We start from the raw sequence: 18,783 nt of genomic DNA on the forward strand, positions 1-18,783 counted from the left end.
TTAGGACCACAGTTCCACGTCAACGCCTGGGGACTGCCGCACGCCACCTTCATGACCGGCGTCAACATGCTGATGCCGGACCGCTTCCTGCAGCCCGCGCCCCTCGCCGCGATGATCGAGAGCGAGCGGCCGACGCACGCCGCCGCGGTCCCCACCATCTGGCAGGGTTTGCTCGCCGAGCTGACCGCCAAGCCCCGCGACGTCTCCTCCCTCACCCAGGTCACCATCGGCGGCTCCGCCTGTCCCCCCTCCCTGATGGAGGCGTTCGACGAGCTCGGCATGCGGGTCTGCCACGCCTGGGGCATGACGGAGACCTCGCCGCTCGGCACGGTCGCCCGGCCGCCGGCCCACGTGGTCGGGACACCGGAGGAGTTCGCCTACCGCCTCACCCAGGGCCGTTTCCCGGCCGGCGTCGAGGCGCGCCTCACCGGTCCCGGCGGCGAGCACCTGCCCTGGGACGGCGAGTCCGCCGGCGAGCTGGAGGTGCGCGGCAACTGGATCGCCGGTGCCTACTACAACGGCCCCGGGGCCGAGCCGCTGCGTCCCGACGACAAGTTCAGCGAGGACGGCTGGCTGAAGACGGGTGACGTCGGCACGATCTCCCCGGACGGGTTCCTCACGCTCACCGACCGGGCCAAGGACGTGATCAAGTCCGGCGGCGAGTGGATCTCCTCCGTCGAGCTGGAGAACGCGCTGATGGCCCACCCGGACGTCGCCGAGGCCGCCGTGGTCGCCGTGCCCGACGACAAGTGGGGCGAGCGCCCGCTGGCCACCGTCGTCCTCAGGGAGGGCGCCACCACCGACTTCGCCGCCCTGCGCACCTTCCTTGCCGAGGACGGCAAGATCGCCAAGTGGCAGCTCCCGGAGCGCTGGACGGTCATCGAGACGGTGCCGAAGACGAGCGTCGGCAAGTTCGACAAGAAGGTGCTGCGCAGGCAGTACGCCGACGGCGGCCTCGACGTCACGCGGCTCTGACCGGCGCGAGCACCGACCACCCGGGCGGGCGGGCCCCACGGTCCCCTGCCCGCCCGGAAACCGGCCGGCTCCCGCCCGGCACCCGTCTTCACCGCGCGGACCGCCCAGCCTCCGCGGGCCGCGCGGACCGTCCGGGGCGTACGGCCGTGGCCGTCCACCCCAGCAGCAGCCAGGCTCCCGCCACCGCGCACACGCCGTCCCAGCCCCAGTGGCCGAACGCGGGTCCCGCCAGGGCCGAGGCCAGCGCGCCGCCCGCGAAGCCGGAGACGACGTAGGCCGTGTTGGCGGTGGCCGGGGCCGAGGTGGTGGTCAGGGCGAGGGTCTGGTTGGCGACGTGGGAGGCGACCAGGGCGGCGTGCACCAGGACGGCCGCCGCGCACAGGGCCGCCATCGTCTGCCCGCCCAGCCAGAACAGCGGGACCGACAGGGCGGCCAGAACGTACGCGGACCGCACGACCTTGGCGGCGCCGAACCGGTCGACCAGGCCCCCGGCGAGTGGCGCCACGACGCTCGCCGCCAGCCCGAACAGGCCGAACAGCCCGGCCGCCGCGGTGGTCCAGCCGTACCCCTCGTCCCCTGTGAGCAGCAGGGCGAGCGAGGTCCACAGGGCGCTCCAGGCGCCGTACATCCCCGCCTGGCGCACGCACGCCCGCCACAGGTCGGGCGAGCGGCGCACCACACCCGGTATCGCGACGAGCCCGGCGAACAGCGGGCCCTGCCGCTGCCGCCGCTCCACGGGCAGGATGTACGCCGTCGCCAGCCCCAGTACGGCGGTCAGCACGGCGGCGCCCACGAACACCGCGCGCCAGCCGAAGGCCTGCCCGGCCAGTCCCCCGAGGACCCGGGCCGCGACGACGCCGGTGAACAGGCCCGCGACGACGGCCGCGACATGACGGGCCCGGCGGTCGGCGGGGGCGCGCTGGGCGACCAGCGGGACCAGGAGCTGCGGTACGACGGTCGCGGCCGACGCGACCAGGACGGCACCGGCGAGCGCGCCGGTCCCGGCCGCCGCGGCGCCGGCGAGCAGGGCGGCCGCGGCGACCAGGGAGAGGACGGCGACCAGTCGGCGCCGGTTCACGCTGTCGCCGAGCGGGGCGAAGAAGAGCAGGCCGGCGGCGTAGCCGAGCTGCGCGACCGAGGCCAGCCAGGCCACCCCGGAGGAGGTGGAGCCGAAGTCGCGGGCGATGAGGGGGAGCAGCGGTGCCGCGAGGTAGATGTTGGCGGCCGTCACGGCGGTGCAGACGGCGATCAGGGGGAGGAAGAGCCGGGAGGCGATGGACGGCTTCTCCGGGAGCGGGTGCGCGGGGCGGGCCTCGTTCCGGGACCCGGTCCGGGACCCTGCCCGGGTGGCTGCGGAAGGCGCCGGGGACGGTGACTGCGAGGGTGACGGTGACGGTGACGACATGAGCGGAGCGACCCCTTCGAGTACGCGAGTACGCGCTAGCAACTAACTGGTTGGTTACTGGCAACTCCTGGAGTCTGATCCGCATTTCCCGGCTTGTCAACCAAACGGTTGGTTACCTTCCCTGATCCGGCTACTCTGTCCTCATGGCAGTAAGGGACCCCGAGGCCACCAAAGCCCGGATCTTCGCGTCGGCGGTCGGCGAGTTCGCCCGCTACGGCATCGCCGGCGCGCGGGTCGACCGCATCGCGACCGAGGCCAAGGCCAACAAGCAGCTCATCTACGCCTACTACGGCAACAAGAGCGAGCTGTTCGCGTCCGTCCTAGAGAAGAAGATGCTCGACCTCGCGATCGCCGTCCCCTTCGACCCGGACGACACCGAGGGCTGGGTCGACCGCATGCTGGACCATCACGCCGCCCACCCCGAGCTGCTGCGCCTCCTCTTCTGGGAGGGCATGGAGTACGGCACCGGCGAGCTGCCCCACGAGGCCGAACGCCAGGATCACTACGCCCGGAAGGTCGCCGCCGTGCGGGACGGCCAGGAGCGCGGTCTGGTCACCGACGCCATCGCGGCGCCCGACCTGCTCTTCCTGCTGATCGGGATGGCCAACTGGGCGTCACTGATGCCGCAGATGAAGCGCGTCCTGGTCGGCGCCGAGGACACGGACACCGAACGCCTGCGCGCCTCGATCAAGAAGGCGGCGCGCAGGATCGTCGACGTGTAGCGCGGGCGCGCCGGGCCGTCAGTTGGTCCCGATCCGCGAGAGCAGCTCGACGATCCGGGCCTGCACCTCACCGCTGGTGGAACGCTCCGCCAGGAACAGCACCGTCTCGCCGGAGGCGAGGCGCGGCAGGTCGTCCTGGTCGACGGCGGCGGTGTAGACGACCAGCGGGGTCCGGTTGAGCTGCCCGTTGGCGCGCAGCCAGTCGACGATCCCGGCGGACCCCTCCCGGCGCCGCTGCACCCGCATCAGGTCCATCACGACCAGGTTCGGCCGGAACTGCCCGGCCAGCGTGACCGCGTCGGCGTCGCTCGCCGCCCGCGCCACCTGCATCCCACGCCGCTCCAGCGTCGCGGTCAGCGCCAGCGCGATCTCCGCGTGCTCCTCGATCAGCAGCACGCGAGGCGGGTGCTGCTCGCTGTCCCGGGGCGCGAGCGCCTTCAGCAGCACGGCCGGATCGGCGCCGTATGCGGCATCCCGCGAGGCCTGTCCGAGCCCGGCCGTGACCAGCACCGGCACCTCGGCCGCCACCGCCGCCTGCCGCAGCGACTGCAGCGCCGTACGCGTGATCGGCCCGGTCAGCGGGTCCACGAACAGCGCGGCCGGGAACGCCGCGATCTGCGCGTCGACCTCCTCGCGCGAGTTCACGATCACCGGCCGGTAGCCGCGGTCGCTCAGCGCCTGCTGCGTGGAGACGTCCGGCGCGGGCCACACCAGCAGCCGGCGCGGGTTGTCCAGCGGCTCCGGCGGCAGCTCGTCGTCCATCGGCTGCGGACGCGGCGGATCGGCCACCTCGACCGCCCCGCCGGGCCCGTCCAGCGGCTCGGGCCCCTCGGCGGCGTCCCGGTCCGGCGCCCCTATGGCGTACGACCGTCCGGCGCCCTCCGTCACCGGCGCGAGCCGTCCCTGACCGCCGCCCAGGGACGGCTGCTCCTGGGCCTGCTTCTGGGGCTGCGGCTGTGGCTGGGCCTGCTTCTTCGGCTGCGCGCCCGGCGGCTGCTCGGCGGACGGGTGCGGCCGGGCCGACTGCGCCGTCCCGGTGGCGGCCGGGTCGGGCGGCGTGCCCAGCTTGCGGCGCCTGCCACCGCCGCCCGGCTGGTGCGGGGCGGGCGTGGCCGACGGCTGCTGCACCTGGAGCGCCTGCCGGTTGAACGGGACACCCTGGCCCAGGGTGCGCACGCTGATCGCACGCCCCTGTGTCGAGTTCGGGTCGACGGGCGCGGACGCCTCGGCGGGCAGCGGCTGCGCCGCGCGCGGGGCGGGCGCGTTCTCGGGCGGCAGCGGGGTGCCCCGGCTCGGCGTGGTGGCGGGGACGCCCTGGGGGGCCGGGGGCGCGGGTGCGGTGGGCGCGGCAGGGGCTGCCGGAGCCGCCGCGGGTCCGGCGGGCGTGCCGGGCGGTACGGGCGTGCCGGGCGGTACGGGGGCGCCGGCGCCCTGGGTGTCCCCGGCCGCGGGCCACGGCTGCGGCGCGGGGCCCGGCCGGTCCGGGGCGGCGGGCGCCGCGGTGCCGGGGTGCGCGGTGCCGGGGTGCGCGGTGTCGGCACCGGCTCCGGCGGGCCGGGGCACCTGTGCTGCGGTGGGGGCGGTGGGCACGGGGGCTCCGTGCACCGGAGTCGGCGCCCCTTGTACGGGGACGCTCCGCGCGGGTGCGTTCTGCGCCGGGACCGGTGCCGGTTCCTCGGCCGGCCGGGCGGTTCCGGCCCGGCGGCGGCGTCCCGTGGGCGCCTCGGCGGGGTGCGGTTGCGGCGGCGTGTGGTCCTCGGCCTGGTCGTGCGGTACGGCGTCGTGACGGCCGTCGTCGGGCAGGACGTCACCGGGGACGGCGGAACCGGGCCCGACCGGAACCGGGCCGACCTGCGCCTGGCCCGGTAGGTGCACCTGCGCGTGCCCCGGTACCTGCCCCTGCGCCCCCGCCTCCGGCGCCCCGTCGGTCGCGTCGGCCGGACGGTCCGCGTCGGCGGGCGGCAGGGCGAACACCTGGCGCGGAGCGGCCTCCTGCGCGGCGGCGCGCTCGTTGGCGGAGGCGAGGGCGCGCCGTCGGCGCCCCGTCGGCCGGTCCGCGTCGGCCGGGTCCGACTCACCGGCCTGCACGGGCAGGGCCGGGGGCAGCGCGTGCTGCTCACCGCCGTCCTGCCCGGCCCGTCGCCCGGCGGGCGCCGGCACGCCCTGCGGCGGTACGGTCCCGCCGAGCCCGGTGTTGGACGCCGCGGACCCGCCGCCGTGCTCGCCCGCCATGACGACGGCACCCTCGGACACCCCGGCCGGTACTCCCGGCGGCGCTCCGGCGACCTCGGCACCCTGGCCCTCCGCGGGCCGCCCGCGCCGGCGTCCGGTGCCACCGGCCCCGGCTCCCTCACCGGGCCCCGCCTGCGCGGGCACGGGAAGCGGAGCCGACGCGGCAGCCGCCTGCCCCTGCCCCTGCCCCTGTGTCTGTCCCTGTCCCTGTGTTTGTGCTTGTCCCTGAGCCGGACCCCGGCCCTGTGCCTCGGCCTCCGCCTGGGCCGCGCGCCGCCTGCGCCGCCCGGTCGGCGCGGCGTTCTCCGCCCCGGGTCCGGTCTCGCCCGGCGCCGCCGCGACCTCGCTCTCCAGGAACGCGTCGACGGACGCCCGGCGCGCACGCCGCCGCCCGCCCCCGGGAGCAGGCTCCCGGACGGCCACGGAGTTCCCCGCGCCGGCGGCACCGGCCGCGTCGGTCCGGGTGGCCGGCACGACGGGAGCCGTCCCGGCGGGCGCGGAGCCCGCGACGGCACCGGCCCCGCCCCCGATCGGCACCTCCAGCACGTACGCGCTGCCGCTCATGCCCGGCACCTCGTGCGTCTGCAGCACACCGCCGTGCGCCCGCACGATCCCGCGCACGATCGGCTCGTGCACCGGGTCCCCGCCGGCGTACGGCCCGCGCACCTCGATGCGCACGACCTCACCGCGCTGCGCCGCCGCCACCACGACGGTGTTGTCCAGGTACCCGCCCGTCGCCGACACGGGCGAGTTGCCGGTGGCGTCGACGCCCGCGACGTCCGCCACGAGATGCGCGAGCGCGGTGGCCAGCAGGCGCGGGTCGGCCTCGGCCTCGATCGGCGGCGCGTGCACGGCGAACTGCACGCGGCCGGGTCCGATCAGCTCCACCGCCCCGTCGACACCCGCGGCGACGACGGCGTCGAGCATCACCTTCGTACGGGCGACCTGCTCGTTGCCGACGTCGAGGCGCTGGTAGCCGAGGACGTTGTCGATGAGGGTGGTGATCCGCGAGTAGCCCGCGGACAGGTGGTGCAGCACCTGGTTGGCCTCGGGCCACAACTGCCCGGCGTCGTCCGACGCCAGCGCGGCCAGCTCCCGGCGCAGCTCGTCCAGCGGCCCGCGCAGCGAGTCGGCGAGGAGGGTGAGCAGCTGCTCGTGCCGGCCGGCGATCGCCTCGTAGCGGTCCTTCTCCCGCTCGCCGAGGGCGGCGTAGCGGTCGGCGTCCGCGGCGATCTCCTCCGCGTGCTTCTCCCGCAGCTCCTCCAGCTCGGCCGCGTGCCGCTCGCGCAGCGCGGTCAGCTCCGCGGCGTGCTCCTCGGCGATCCGCTCCAGTTCCCCGGCGTGCCGCTGCTCCGCCTCCTCGTGCTCCTTGACGAGGGCGTCGTAGGGACGCCGGTCGGTGAAGGTCATCACGGCGCCGACGAGCTGGTCGCCGTCGCGCACGGGCGCGGTCGTCAGGTCGACCGGCAGCTGGTCCCCGCTCTTGGCGAACACCACCTGTCCGCGCACCCGGTGCTTGCGCCCGGAGCGCAGCGTGTCGGCCAGCGGGGACTCGTCGTACGGGAAGGGCGAGCCGTCGGCGCGCGAGTGCAGGACGAGGGTGTGCAGCTCGCGGCCGCCGAGCTCACCGGCGCGGTAGCCCAGGATCTGGGCGGCGGCCGGGTTGACGAGGACGATCCGCCCGTCGGTGTCGGTGCCCACGACGCCCTCGGAGGCGGCCCGCAGGATCATCTCGGTCTGCCGCTGCGAACGGGCCAGCTCGGCCTCGGTGTCGACGGTGCCCGAGAGGTCGCGGACGACGAGCATCAGCAGCTCGTCGCCGGTGTAGCCGTAGTTGTCGTAGGCCTGCTGGCCGGTCTCCAGGTTGGCGCTGGTGACCTCGACGGGGAACTCGGAGCCGTCGGTGCGCCGCGCGACCATCCGCGTCGGCTTGGTGCGGGCCCGCGGGTCGACGTGGTCGGGGCGCCGCATGGAGCCGGGGATGAGCCGCGAGTCGAACTGCGGCAGCAGATCCAGCAGTCCCCGCCCGACCAGCGCGGTGCCCGGCGTCTCGAACGCCTCCAGCGCGATGGTGTTCGCGTTGACCACGGTGCCGTTGGCGTTGACCAGGACCAACGCGTCCGGCAGCGCGTCCAGTATGGCTGCGAGGCGAGCAGCGCCTCGGGATGGCCTGCTGCTCACGAGACGCTTCCCTCCTGTTACCGCACTTGCCGACCGCCTGGGCCATCTTGCCAACCGGCCCGCGGCGTGTCACGCGAGGGAGTCTAAGGGTTGGGGCCCGGCGGGCGGTGTGGGATGGGACGGAGGTCGCACGAGGAAGTGACGTAGAACGTGTGACCGATGGCCGTCGGGGACCGCCCGCCGCGGCCCCTTCCGCTACGACCGGGCCGGGCTTCCCAGCTCGGGCAGCAGCGGCACCATGCCGTCCCAGCGGGAGATCTCGCAGCCGTTACGGCGGTCGTACGTCGCGTCGACGGGGCGTCCGGCCCAGACGCCGGTGACGTGCGCGGTGGCCGGGCCGCCGTACTGCATGGTGCAGACGCTGCCCTCGGGCACCGGCGCGAAGGTGTCCCGTCCCCACCGGGTGTCGCGCTCGACGACGGCACAGGCGCCCTCGGGGTCGGGGTGGTGGCCGTCGGCGGGGTGGCAGGAGAGCTCGTAGGTGCCGTCCATGCCGGGGCCGGCGTCGCGGACGGTGACCGTCAGGTGGTCACCGGCCGGAGTGCCGGGAGCGGCGGCGGCCGGGTGCGCGGCGCAGACGGAGGCGAGGGCGGCGGCGGACAGGGCGGCGGCGCCGAGGAGGCGGGCGGCGGGGGTGCGGGAGACCTGGAACATGACCTGACCAACGCGCCGGGCGCCGGGACGTTGCGCGTCCGGGCGCCCGGTGGGCCGAGTGGACGCACGACGTCCGGGCCACCACGCCGTAAGGGCTTTGCCCTGCGGCCTGCCCGCCTAGTACCGTAGGGGCCGATTGGTGACAGCGCGCTCAACTGTGTCATCATCGGCACGCGCCACTCGCGCTCGCACGCGAAGTGGTGATGTTGTCTGGAGGCGTCGCCTAGTCCGGTCTATGGCGCCGCACTGCTAATGCGGTTTGGGGCTTACACCCCATCGAGGGTTCAAATCCCTCCGCCTCCGCACGATCACCGAAGCCCCGGCCCGACGGCCGGGGCTTCGGTGTTGTCGGTACCCCCTCGGACGGCCGTCTGCGCAGGTCACAAGGGGTATGGCCAATGGATTTCACATGACGGCGGCAGTCATGTAATGTTCTTCCTGTCGCCGCGAGCGGGCCGGAAGGGCCGGGAGCGACGGTAAAACTGAAGAACACAAGCACTCGTAGCTTAACGGATAGAGCATCTGACTACGGATCAGAAGGTTGCAGGTTCGAATCCTGCCGAGTGCACATCGTTCAAAGGCCCCGCCGGGCGAACCGGCGGGGCCTTTGGCATGGGTCGGTGACATCGGTGCCGATCAACTTTCCCAACTGTGTTTAGGTTGAGCGCATGTTGAGAGGACCCGTCTTCATATCCGCCGACCGGCCGAGTCCCGACGGAGGCCGACGGTGAACAAGCCGCTGAGGGCCGTGGCGATCTTCTGCGGGCTGCTGGTGCTCGGCCTGCTGATCCGCGCGAACTGGCTGCAGTACGTCCGGGCGCCGGAGCTGGCCTCCGACACCGAGAACCGGCGGGTGCAGATCGAGCAGTTCGCGACCCCGCGCGGCGACATCGTCGTCGGCGGCCGGGCGGTCACCGGCTCCAAGGAGACCGAGAGCACCGACCTCAAGTACAAGCGCACCTACGCCGACGGTCCGATGTACGCGCCGGTGACCGGATACGCCTCGCAGGCGCAGGGCATGACGCTGCTGGAGAAGACCTACGACTCCATCCTGACCGGGAAGGACGACCGGCTGGCCTTCCAGCGGTTCGCCGACGTGGTCAGCGGTGAGGGACGGCGGCCCGGCTCCGTGGTCACCACCATCGACCCGAAGGCGCAGAAGGCCGCCTGGGACGGGCTGTCCGACCTGAAGGGCGCACGGGGCGCCGTGGTCGCCCTCGACCCACAGACCGGGAAGGTGCTCGCGCTGGTCTCGGCGCCGTCCTACGACCCGTCGACGTTCGCGGGCGGCACCTTCAAGGAGTCCGACCGCTTCGTGGCGCTCGACAAGAAGAAGAACAAGCCGCTGGCCAACCGCGCGCTGCGGGAGACCTACCCGCCGGGCTCCACCTTCAAGATCCTCACCGCGGCCGCCGCGCTGGAGCACGGCATCGTCACCGACGTCGACGCCCGCACGGACGCCGTCTCCCCGTACCCGCTGCCGCAGTCCACCAACAAGATCGGCAGCGAGGCCGGCGACGCGGTCTGCAACAAGGCCTCGATGAAGACCGCCATGCAGTACTCCTGCAACAACGTCTTCCTCGACGCCGCCTCCAAGCTGGGCCAGGACAAGCTGCGCGAGACGGCCCAGAAGTTCGGCTTCAACGAGGACGTCTACTCCGACGACTTCGGCGACCTGCTCGCCACCAAGAGCCTCTACCCCGAGAACCTCGACAAGCCCGGCACCGCCCTCACGGGCATGGGCCAGGGCAGCCTCACCAGTACGCCGATGCAGATGGCCATGGTCACCGCCGGCATCGCCAACGACGGCAAGGTGATGCAGCCCTACATCGTCGACGAGGTCAAGGGCCCGGACCTGGACACCCTGGAGAAGACCGAGCCCGCGACCATGAGCGAGGCCGTCTCCGCCGAGACCGCGCAGAAGGTCCAGGAGATGATGGAGTTCACCGCCAGGGAGGGCAGCGCCCGCCGCGCCCAGATCGACGGCATCACGGTCGGCGGCAAGACCGGTACCGCGCAGCGCGGTGTCAATGTGAACGACGAGGTGCCGTACGGCTGGTTCGTGTCCTACGGCAAGAAGGACGACGGCGCCTCCGTCGCCGTGGCCGTGTTCATCGACCCGACCGACATGGACATCTCCCGCGCGGACATCTCCGGTGGCGGGCTCGGCGCGCCCATCGCCAAGCGCGTGATGGAGGCCGTGCTCAAGCAGTGACGCCGGCGCGGGCGGCGGCGGATCGGGGCCGCGTCGCGTCGTAGGCCTCCCGGGCCCGCTCGACCGCCGCCAGCCGCCGCTCCGTCCAGCGCGCGAGGTCCCGGACCTGTTCGGCGGCCTCGCGGCCGAGGCCGGTGAGGGAGTAGTCGACGCGGGGCGGGATCACGGGCCTGGCGTCCCGGTGGACCAGGCCGTCGCGCTCCAGTGTCCGCAGGGTCTGGGCCAGCATCTTCTCGCTGACCCGGCCGATCTCCCGGCGCAGTTCGCCGAAGCGGCGGGGTCCGTCCAGCAGGGCGATCAGGGCCAGGGTGCCCCAGCGGCTGGTGACGTGCTCCATGACCAGGCGCTCGGGGCACATCGGTTCACTTTCTGCCATGCCCATACGGTACGTCCGGGCGGGCGCTCACCATGAGTGAGTGCCCGCCCGTCGGCGTCTTCGGTCCCTCGGCACCGGCCGTTGTCAGTGGTGGCCCCTACTGTCGGTGCGGATGGCACAGGCATGGAGGTGCGCGGGGCTGCGGTGGGCGGCGGACGGTCCCGTGCTGTCGTGGGTCGGGGGCCGGCGCAGTGTGCTGGCCCGGGGGAGGCGGGTGGCCTTCGGGGTCGCCGGGGAGGGGGTGCGGACCTGCGTGGGGGCACGGGGGCACGCGTGTCCCGTGCGGGCCGGCGTGCCGGGGCGGAGCACGGGGGCGCGGTGCGAGGAGTGCGCGCGCCTGGACCGGGCCCACTCCGTGGCCGCCGACACCATGGCGGACGACCCGCGGCCGTACCGCGTCTATCTGGCGTGGTTCGGACCGGGCCTCGTCAAGGTGGGGATCACCGCGTACGAACGGGGAGCCGCCCGGCTGCTGGAGCAGGGTGCCGTGTGCTTCAGCTGGCTGGGACGCGGGCCGCTGATGGCCGCGCGCCGGACCGAGGAGCTGCTGCGGGCCGCGCTGGGCGTGCCCGACCGCATTCCGTACGCCCACAAGCGCGCCGTGCGGTCCGCCCTGCCCGGGTCGCGGGCGGAGCGGACGGCCGAGATCGCCGGGCTGCACGCGCGGGCGCTCGCACTCGGCGGGTGGCCGGAGGCGCTGACGCCGGAGCCCTTCCAGGGGGTGGACCACGCGGGCGTCTTCGGGATCGAGGGGGCCGGGCAGGGGCCGGCCGCCGTCGCGGAGGTGACCGGGCTGGTGGCGGGCGGCGCGATCGGGGGCGAGCTGGTGGCGGCCGCCGGACCGGATCTGCACCTGGCGACGGAGCGAGGGGTCGTCGTGCTGGACACCCGGCTGATGACGGGGTGGGAGCTGGTGCCCGCCGGGGGCGAGCCGTGCGCCGTTCCCCTGCGGGGGCTCAGACGTGCGGCCGGAGTACAGGACGGGCTGTTCTGACCCCGGTTTCCTGAGCGGCCCCGGTGAGCCTGCCCGGCCCGGTCGTCCCTCACCCCCTTGTTCAGGGCGGTGCGGGGCGCGATCGTGGCCGCATGAGTGATCACGAAGCCGGGCAGGTCCGCCGGTTCTGGGAGGAGCTCGGGCTGCCCGGGCTGGTCGACGTGCACACGCACTTCATGCCCGAGCGGGTGCTGCGCAAGGTCTGGGCCTACTTCGACGCCCTCGGGCCGCTGACCGGCGGGGTCGAGTGGCCGATCACCTACCGGCAGGAGGAGGACGAGCGCGCCGGTCTGCTCCGGGAGTTCGGGGTGCGGGCCTTCACCGCCATGCTCTACCCGCACAAGCCGGGCATGGCCCGGTGGCTCAACGACTGGGCGGTGGACTTCGCCCGCCGCACCCCCGACTGCCTGCACACCTCCACCCTCTTCCCCGAGCCGGACGTCGAGGCGTACGTCGGCCGGGCCGTCGAGGCGGGGGCGCGGGTCTTCAAGGCGCACGTGCAGGTGGGGGCGTACGACCCGGCCGACGAGCTGCTCGACCCGGCGTGGGGCGTGCTCGCCGAGGCGGGGGTCCCGGTCGTCGTCCACTGCGGTTCGGGCCCGGCGCCCGGCAAGCACACCGGCCCCGGGCCGATCGGCCGCGTCCTGGCCCGCCACCCCCGGCTGCGGCTGGTCGTCGCGCACCTCGGGATGCCCGAGTACGAGGACTTCCTGGACCTCGCCGAGCGCTACGGGGAGGTGCGGCTGGACACGACCATGGCGTTCACCGACTTCGGTGAACGGCTCGCGCCCTTCCCGCGCCGCGCGCTGCCCCGGCTGGCGGAGCTCGGCGACCGCGTCCTGCTCGGCACCGACTTCCCCAACATCCCGTATCCCTATCTGCATCAACTGCACGCCCTGGAGCGGCTGGAGCTGGGGGACGCGTGGCTGCGCGGGGTGTGCCACGACAACGCGGCCCGGCTGTTCGGGCTGCCGGGCGGCGGCTGAGCGGGCCCGCGCGGCTGCTGAGCGGCCCCCGCGGGTTTCTCAGAGAAATCACAGCTTGGGGAAAGGACCCTCTCAGAGCGCCCCGACAGGGTGTCCAGCATGACCACGACCTCGCCCCAGGGGCGCACCGAACTGCTGAGGCCGGACGGGAGCCCCGTCCGGGTGCTTGTAGTGGACGACGAGCTGTCCATCACCGAGCTGCTGTCCATGGCCCTGCGCTACGAGGGCTGGCAGATCCGCAGCGCGGGCGACGGCCACGGCGCCGTGCAGGCCGCGCGGGAGTTCCGGCCCGACGCCGTCGTACTGGACATGATGCTGCCCGACATGGACGGTCTGAGCGTGCTCGGGCGGCTGCGCCGCGACCTGCCGGACGTGCCGGTGCTGTTCCTGACCGCCAAGGACGCCGTCGAGGACCGGATCGCCGGGCTGACCGCGGGCGGGGACGACTACGTCACCAAGCCGTTCAGCCTGGAGGAGGTCGTCGCCCGGCTGCGCGGACTGATCCGGCGTTCGGGCGCCGCCGACCGGCGCTCCGACTCCGTACTCGTCGTCGGCGACCTCACCCTCGACGAGGACAGCCACGAGGTCACGCGGGGCGGCGACGGCATCCACCTCACCGCCACCGAGTTCGAGCTGCTGCGCTTCCTGATGCGCAATCCGCGGCGGGTGCTGAGCAAGGCGCAGATCCTGGACCGCGTGTGGTCGTACGACTTCGGCGGGCAGGCCAACGTCGTGGAGCTGTACATCTCCTACCTGCGGCGGAAGATCGACGCGGGGCGCGAGCCGATGATCCACACCCGGCGCGGCGCCGGTTACCTGATCAAGCCCGCGGCATGACCCGGCGGCGACGACCGCGGCCGCGGACCCTGCGGACGCGGCTCGTCGTCGCGTCCGTGGCACTGATCGCGGTGGTGTGCGCGGTGATCGGCACGGTGACGACGGTCGCGCTGCGCTCCCACCTGTACGAGCAGCTGGACGGGCAGGTGGGGGAGGTCGCCAGGCGGGTGTCCGGGTTCGGGCCGCCGGGCGACCCGGGCCCCGGCGGCGTGAGCCCGCAGCGGATGGACCTCGACGAGTTCGTCACGCACGGCGGGCCCCAGCCGCGCGACACGATCGTCGCGGAGACCCGGGACGGCGCCGTGGTCGACGCCAAGTACGGCGAGAAGAACGACGAGAGCACCGAACCCAGCAGGACGACGCCGGTCTCCCTCGACGAGGCACAGCGCACCGCGCTCGGCTCCGTCCCCCGCGACGGCGGCGCGCACACCGTCGAGATCCCCGGCCTCGGCGACTACCGCGTCGAGTACCACGACGGCTACTACGCGGGCCTGCCCACCTCCGACGTCGACGGCACCATCAGCACCCTGATCCTCGTGGAGGCCAGCGTCACCGCCGCCGGTCTCGTCGCCGCGTCCCTCGCCGGAGCCGTCATCGTCGGCGTCGCCACCCGCCCCCTGCGCCGGGTCGCGGCCACCGCCGGCCGGGTCTCCGAACTCCCGCTGCACGCGGGCGAGGTGAACCTGGACGAACGGGTCCCGGAGTCCGAGTGCGACCCGCACACCGAGGTCGGCCGGGTCGGCTCCGCGCTCAACCGCATGCTGGACCACGTCCACGGGGCCCTGCACGCACGGCAGCGGAGCGAGACGCGGGTACGGCAGTTCGTCGCCGACGCCAGCCACGAACTGCGCACCCCCCTCGCCTCCATCCGCGGCTACGCCGAACTCACCCGCCGGGGACGCGAACAGGTCGGCCCCGACACCCGGCACGCGCTGGGCCGCATCGAGTCCGAGGCCGGCCGCATGACCCTGCTGGTCGAGGACCTGCTGCTGCTGGCCCGGCTGGACGCCGGACGGCCGCTGGAGTTCGGGCCGACGGACCTCGTGCCGCTCGTCGTGGACACCGTCAGCGACGCCCGCGCGGCCGGACTCGACCACACCTGGCGGCTCGACCTGCCCGACGAGCCGGCCCTGGTGTCGGCGGATGCCGCCCGGCTGCAGCAGGTGCTGGTCAACCTCCTGGGCAACGCCCGCAGCCACACCCCGGCGGGCACGACCGTCACCGCGCGCGTGCGGCGCGGCGGGGCGTGGCTGTGCGTGGACGTCGAGGACGACGGGCCGGGCATTCCGGCCCCGTTGCTGCCGCACGTCTTCGAACGGTTCGCGCGCGGCGACTCCGCGCGTTCCCGTGCGACCGGCTCGACGGGCCTCGGGCTCGCCATCGTGCAGGCCGTGACGACCGCGCACGGCGGCGGCGTGAGCGTCGACAGCGTGCCGGGGCGGACGGTGTTCACCGTGTATCTGCCCGCGGTTCACGACCGGCCGGACGCCTCGGCGCACTCACAGGCACAGCACAGTCTCACCACACGGGTGCGACAGGGGGGTTGAGAACAGTCGGTTCCATGCGAACCGACTCTTCTCCCGGCTCCCTGCCGGCGCGGGAGCACCTCCCGGCCGCGGCAGCCGGTACGCCTGTCCTGGACGTAGTGATCCCCGTCTACAACGAGGAGAAGGACCTCGGGCCGTGCGTCCTGAGACTGCATGAGCACCTCACCCGCACGTTCCCCTACGCCTTCCGCATCACGGTCGCCGACAACGCCTCCACGGACGGCACCCCGCACGTCGCGGCCCGGCTCGCGGCCGACCTCGCGGGGGTCAGGTCCGTCCGGCTGGAGCAGAAGGGGCGCGGCCGGGCCCTCGGGACCGTCTGGTCGGCCTCGGACGCCCCGGTGCTCGCCTACATGGACGTCGACCTCTCCACCGACCTGAACGCACTGCTGCCGCTGGTGGCCCCGCTGATCTCCGGCCACTCCGACCTCGCGATCGGCTCCCGGCTCGCCCGCAGCTCGCGGGTGGTGCGCGGTGCCAAGCGGGAGTTCATCTCCCGCACCTACAACCTCATCCTGCGCGGCTCCCTCCAGGCCCGCTTCTCCGACGCACAGTGCGGCTTCAAGGCGATCCGCCGGGACGTGGCCCGCGTGCTGCTGCCGCTGGTGGAGGACACCGGCTGGTTCTTCGACACCGAGATGCTGGTGCTCGCCGAGCGCGCCGGGTGCCGGATCCACGAGGTGCCGGTCGACTGGGTCGACGACCCGGACTCCACCGTGCACATCGTGCGGACGGCGACCGATGACCTCAAGGGCGTGTGGCGGGTCGGCAGGGCCCTGGCCACCGGTTCGCTGCCGCTGGACCGGCTGGCCCGTCCCTTCGGCGACGATCCGCGCGACCGCGACCTGACCGGCGTGCCGCAGGGGCTGGCCCGGCAGCTCGTCGGCTTCTGCGTGGTCGGCGCCCTGTCCACCCTCTTCTACCTCCTCCTGTACAGCGGCTTCCGCCACTTCGCGGGCTCCCAGCTCGCCAACGCGCTCGCGCTGCTGGTCTCGGCGGTCGCCAACACCGCCGCCAACCGGCGGCTGACCTTCGGGGTGCGGGGCCGGGGCGGCGCCGTGCGGCACCAGGCGCAGGGACTGGTCGTCTTCGGCATCGGCCTCGCGCTGACCAGCGGCTCGCTGGCCGCCCTGAGCGCGGCGACGGCCGACCCCGACCACTCCACGGAGCTGGCGGTACTCATCGCCGCCAACCTCGCGGCCACCGTGCTGCGCTTCCTGCTCTTCCGCGCCTGGGTCTTCCCGGACGCGGAGCCCACGGCCCCCGCACCGGCCCCCGGCCCGCAGGAATCTCGTCTTCCGGATCCGTACCGGCCCTGGAGCGACGCCACCGTGCGGCTCCAGTCCGTGCGCCCCGCCGACCCCGACCCGAGGGACGCCCGATGACCACGCACTACGACCCGCCCGTGCACAGCCCGGCCGACGAGGACGGAGGACCGCCCTCAGAGGCACCGCCCGCCCACCGCCGGCCCCGGAGGCCCCGGCGCGGGTCCCGGCCCGGCCGGCTCTGGCGCGGGCGCCCCGAGGACCCGCGCTGGGTGCGCCCCGCCTTCCTCGCCCTCCTGCTGGCCACCGCTGCCCTCTACCTCGTCGGCCTGAGCGCCTCCGGCTACGCCAACTCCTTCTACTCGGCGGCCGCGCAGGCGGGCAGCCAGTCCTGGAAGGCCTTCTTCTTCGGCTCGCTCGACGCGGGAAACGCCATCACCGTCGACAAGCCCCCGGCCGCGCTGTGGCCGATGGCGCTGGCGGTGCGGGTCTTCGGCCTCTCCTCCTGGTCGATCCTCGTCCCCGAGGTGCTGATGGGGGTGGCCACGGTCGCCGTCGTGTACGCGGCCGTGCGCCGCCGGTTCAGCCCCGCGGCCGGGCTGATCGCGGGCGCCGTCCTCGCGCTCACGCCCGTCGCCGCGCTGATGTTCCGCTTCAACAACCCGGACGCGCTCCTCGCCCTGCTGATGTCCGTCGCCTGCTACCTCGTCGTACGGGCGCTGGAGGACGGCCGGACCAAGTGGCTGCTGTGGGCGGGCGTCGCCATCGGCTTCGCGTTCCTGACGAAGACCCTCCAGGCCTTCCTGATCCTGCCCCCGCTCGCCCTCGTCCACGGCGTCTGCGCACCGGTCCGGCTCGGGAAGCGCCTCGGGCAACTCGCCCTGGCGACCGCCGCGATCGTCGTCTCCGGCGGCTGGTGGGTCGCCGTCGTGGAGCTGTGGCCGGCTGCGTCCCGGCCGTACATCGGCGGCTCGCAGAACAACAGTTTCCTGGAGCTGACCTTCGGCTACAACGGCCTCGGCCGCCTCAACGGCGAGGAGACCGGAAGCGTCGGCGGCGGAGGCGGTCCCGGTGGCGGGAGCGGCGGACAGTGGGGCGAGACCGGCTGGGACCGGATGTTCAACTCCGAGATCGGCGGCCAGATCTCCTGGCTGCTCCCGGCCGCCCTGATCCTCCTCGTCGCGGGCCTGGTCGCCACCCGCCGGGCCGGCCGCACGGACACGGCGCGCGGGTCCTTCCTGGTCTGGGGCGGCTCGCTGCTGATGACGACGGCGGTCTTCAGCTACATGGCCGGCATCTTCCACCAGTACTACACGGTGGCCCTGGCGCCGTACCTGGCGGCGGTCGTCGGCATGGGCGCGGCGACGCTGTGGGAGCGGCGCGAACGGACCTGGGCGTCGCTCGCCCTCGCCGCCGCCGTCACGGCGAGCGCGGCCTGGGGGTACGTCCTGCTGGGCCGCACGCCCGACTACCTGCCCTGGCTGAGGATGCCGGTCCTGGTCGGCGGCCTGGCCGCCGCGCTCGGGCTGGTCTTCGCCGGCCGGCTGGGGCGGCGGACCGCCCTCGCGGCGGCGGGCCTCGGCCTCGTGGCGTCGCTGGCCGCGCCCACCGCGTACACGCTGAGCACCGTGCGGGAGGGGCACAGCGGCTCCATCGTCACGGCCGGCCCGTCCGGCGCGAGCATGCGGGGCGGCGGTCCGGGCGGTGGCGGCGGCTTCCCGGGCGGCGGGAACGCGCCCGGTCGGGGCCAGGGCCAGGGGCAGAACCAGGGCCAGGGCCAGGGTGGTCCCGGTGGCGGCGGCTTCCCCGGGGGCGGTTCCGCTCCGGGCGGCACCGGCGGCAGCAACCAGAACGGCCAGGCCCCGAACGGCCAGGCCCCGAACGGCGGGAACAACCAGAACGGTCCGACCGGCGGCCCCGCCGGCGGTGCGAGGGGCGAAGGCGGCCGGACGGGGGCGGGCGGCGGCATGGGCGGCCTGCTCAACGGCGCAGAAGTCGGCTCGGAGGCGAAGAAGCTGCTGGAGACCGACGCCGACACCTACACCTGGGTCGCCGCCGCGATCGGTTCCCAGAACGCCGCGAGCTACCAGCTCGGCACCGGCGACCCGGTGATGGCGATCGGCGGTTTCAACGGCACGGACCCGTCGCCGACCCTGGCCCAGTTCAAGAAGTACGTGGCGGACGGCAGGATCCACTACTTCATCGCCGGCGGTACGGGTGGCGGCATGGGCGGCGACTCCGACTCCGGTACCGCGTCGCAGATCACCTCGTGGGTCGAGGCCAACTTCAAGGAGGTGACGGTCGGCTCGGCCACGTTCTACGACCTCACGGCACCGACGGACTGAGGGCTCGGACCAAAGCGTTGTACAGCGTATAGGAGACTCCTATACGCTG

At 74.1% G+C, this 18,783-nt stretch carries 12 protein-coding genes, 2 tRNA genes and 1 pseudogene; 11 read left to right on the forward strand and 4 right to left on the reverse strand.

Annotated elements, in window-relative coordinates:
• Positions 1–6: 6 nt before the first annotated feature.
• Positions 7–975 (forward strand): annotated as a pseudogene (locus tag ACIQFU_RS28310) (AMP-binding protein); the annotation flags it as partial.
• Between the two features lie 88 nt (positions 976–1,063).
• Here ACIQFU_RS28310 and ACIQFU_RS28315 read toward each other — a convergent pair.
• Complete coding sequence (locus tag ACIQFU_RS28315) at positions 1,064–2,380, reverse strand: MFS transporter (protein WP_402555119.1); 1,317 nt, start codon at positions 2,378–2,380, stop codon at positions 1,064–1,066.
• Between the two features lie 143 nt (positions 2,381–2,523).
• Here ACIQFU_RS28315 and ACIQFU_RS28320 point away from each other — a divergent pair, with 143 nt between their 5' ends.
• The gene (locus tag ACIQFU_RS28320) at positions 2,524–3,102 is read left to right on the forward strand and encodes a TetR family transcriptional regulator (RefSeq protein ID WP_402555120.1); all 579 of its coding nucleotides are present in this window, start codon (positions 2,524–2,526) and stop codon (positions 3,100–3,102) included.
• A gap of 18 nt (positions 3,103–3,120) precedes the next feature.
• Here ACIQFU_RS28320 and ACIQFU_RS28325 read toward each other — a convergent pair whose 3' ends face one another.
• Both ACIQFU_RS28325 and ACIQFU_RS28330 read right to left on the reverse strand, forming a co-directional pair.
• Positions 3,121–7,515 (reverse strand): PAS domain-containing protein, encoded by a 4,395-nt coding sequence (locus ACIQFU_RS28325; RefSeq protein ID WP_402555122.1) that lies wholly within the window; start codon positions 7,513–7,515, stop codon positions 3,121–3,123.
• Between the two features lie 195 nt (positions 7,516–7,710).
• Positions 7,711–8,169: an SSI family serine proteinase inhibitor gene (locus ACIQFU_RS28330; protein WP_402555124.1), complete on the reverse strand. Its 459-nt coding sequence runs from the start codon at positions 8,167–8,169 to the stop codon at positions 7,711–7,713.
• Positions 8,170–8,381: 212 nt separating this feature from the next.
• On the opposite strand from ACIQFU_RS28330, the gene ACIQFU_RS28335 reads away from it, so the two are divergent.
• The 3 genes from ACIQFU_RS28335 to ACIQFU_RS28345 all read left to right on the forward strand — a co-directional run bounded on the left by ACIQFU_RS28335 (position 8,382) and on the right by ACIQFU_RS28345 (position 10,384).
• Positions 8,382–8,472, forward strand: a tRNA-Ser gene (locus ACIQFU_RS28335).
• 192 nt (positions 8,473–8,664) lie between these two features.
• Positions 8,665–8,737 (forward strand) — tRNA-Arg (locus tag ACIQFU_RS28340).
• A 159-nt stretch (positions 8,738–8,896) separates the two neighbouring features.
• Positions 8,897–10,384, forward strand: coding sequence for a peptidoglycan D,D-transpeptidase FtsI family protein (locus ACIQFU_RS28345; protein WP_402555125.1), 1,488 nt, complete (start codon positions 8,897–8,899; stop codon positions 10,382–10,384).
• Here ACIQFU_RS28345 and ACIQFU_RS28350 read toward each other — a convergent pair.
• On the reverse strand, positions 10,374–10,766 hold the full coding sequence (locus ACIQFU_RS28350; RefSeq protein WP_402555126.1) for a winged helix-turn-helix transcriptional regulator: 393 nt from the start codon (positions 10,764–10,766) through the stop codon (positions 10,374–10,376). The two genes, ACIQFU_RS28345 and ACIQFU_RS28350, sit on opposite strands and share 11 nt — an antisense overlap.
• A 106-nt stretch (positions 10,767–10,872) precedes the next feature.
• Here ACIQFU_RS28350 and ACIQFU_RS28355 point away from each other — a divergent pair, with 106 nt between their 5' ends.
• The 6 genes from ACIQFU_RS28355 (at position 10,873) to ACIQFU_RS28380 (ending at position 18,734) form a co-directional block, all read left to right on the forward strand.
• Positions 10,873–11,754 carry a DUF2797 domain-containing protein gene (locus ACIQFU_RS28355; protein ID WP_402555127.1) on the forward strand — a complete coding sequence of 294 codons (882 nt, stop codon included), beginning with the start codon at positions 10,873–10,875 and terminating at the stop codon, positions 11,752–11,754.
• A gap of 92 nt (positions 11,755–11,846) precedes the next feature.
• A complete protein-coding gene (locus tag ACIQFU_RS28360) occupies positions 11,847–12,740 on the forward strand; it encodes an amidohydrolase family protein (protein WP_402555129.1) in 894 nt (297 codons plus the stop codon).
• Positions 12,741–12,839: 99 nt separating this feature from the next.
• On the forward strand, positions 12,840–13,577 hold the full coding sequence (locus ACIQFU_RS28365; RefSeq protein WP_030403173.1) for a response regulator transcription factor: 738 nt from the start codon (positions 12,840–12,842) through the stop codon (positions 13,575–13,577).
• Positions 13,574–15,124 (forward strand): sensor histidine kinase, encoded by a 1,551-nt coding sequence (locus ACIQFU_RS28370; RefSeq protein WP_402555130.1) that lies wholly within the window; start codon positions 13,574–13,576, stop codon positions 15,122–15,124. Before ACIQFU_RS28365 ends, ACIQFU_RS28370 begins: the two co-directional genes overlap by 4 nt.
• A gap of 14 nt (positions 15,125–15,138) precedes the next feature.
• Entirely contained in the window at positions 15,139–16,509 is a 1,371-nt protein-coding gene (locus tag ACIQFU_RS28375; RefSeq protein WP_402555131.1) for a glycosyltransferase, read from the forward strand.
• Complete coding sequence (locus ACIQFU_RS28380) at positions 16,506–18,734, forward strand: ArnT family glycosyltransferase (RefSeq protein WP_402555132.1); 2,229 nt, start codon at positions 16,506–16,508, stop codon at positions 18,732–18,734. The genes ACIQFU_RS28375 and ACIQFU_RS28380 overlap by 4 nt, the downstream gene beginning before the upstream one ends.
• Positions 18,735–18,783: the final 49 nt, after the last annotated feature.

The sequence above is a fragment of the Streptomyces sp. NPDC093065 genome, assembly GCF_044754585.1.
In the GTDB taxonomy this organism is placed as follows: Bacteria; Actinomycetota; Actinomycetes; order Streptomycetales; family Streptomycetaceae; genus Streptomyces.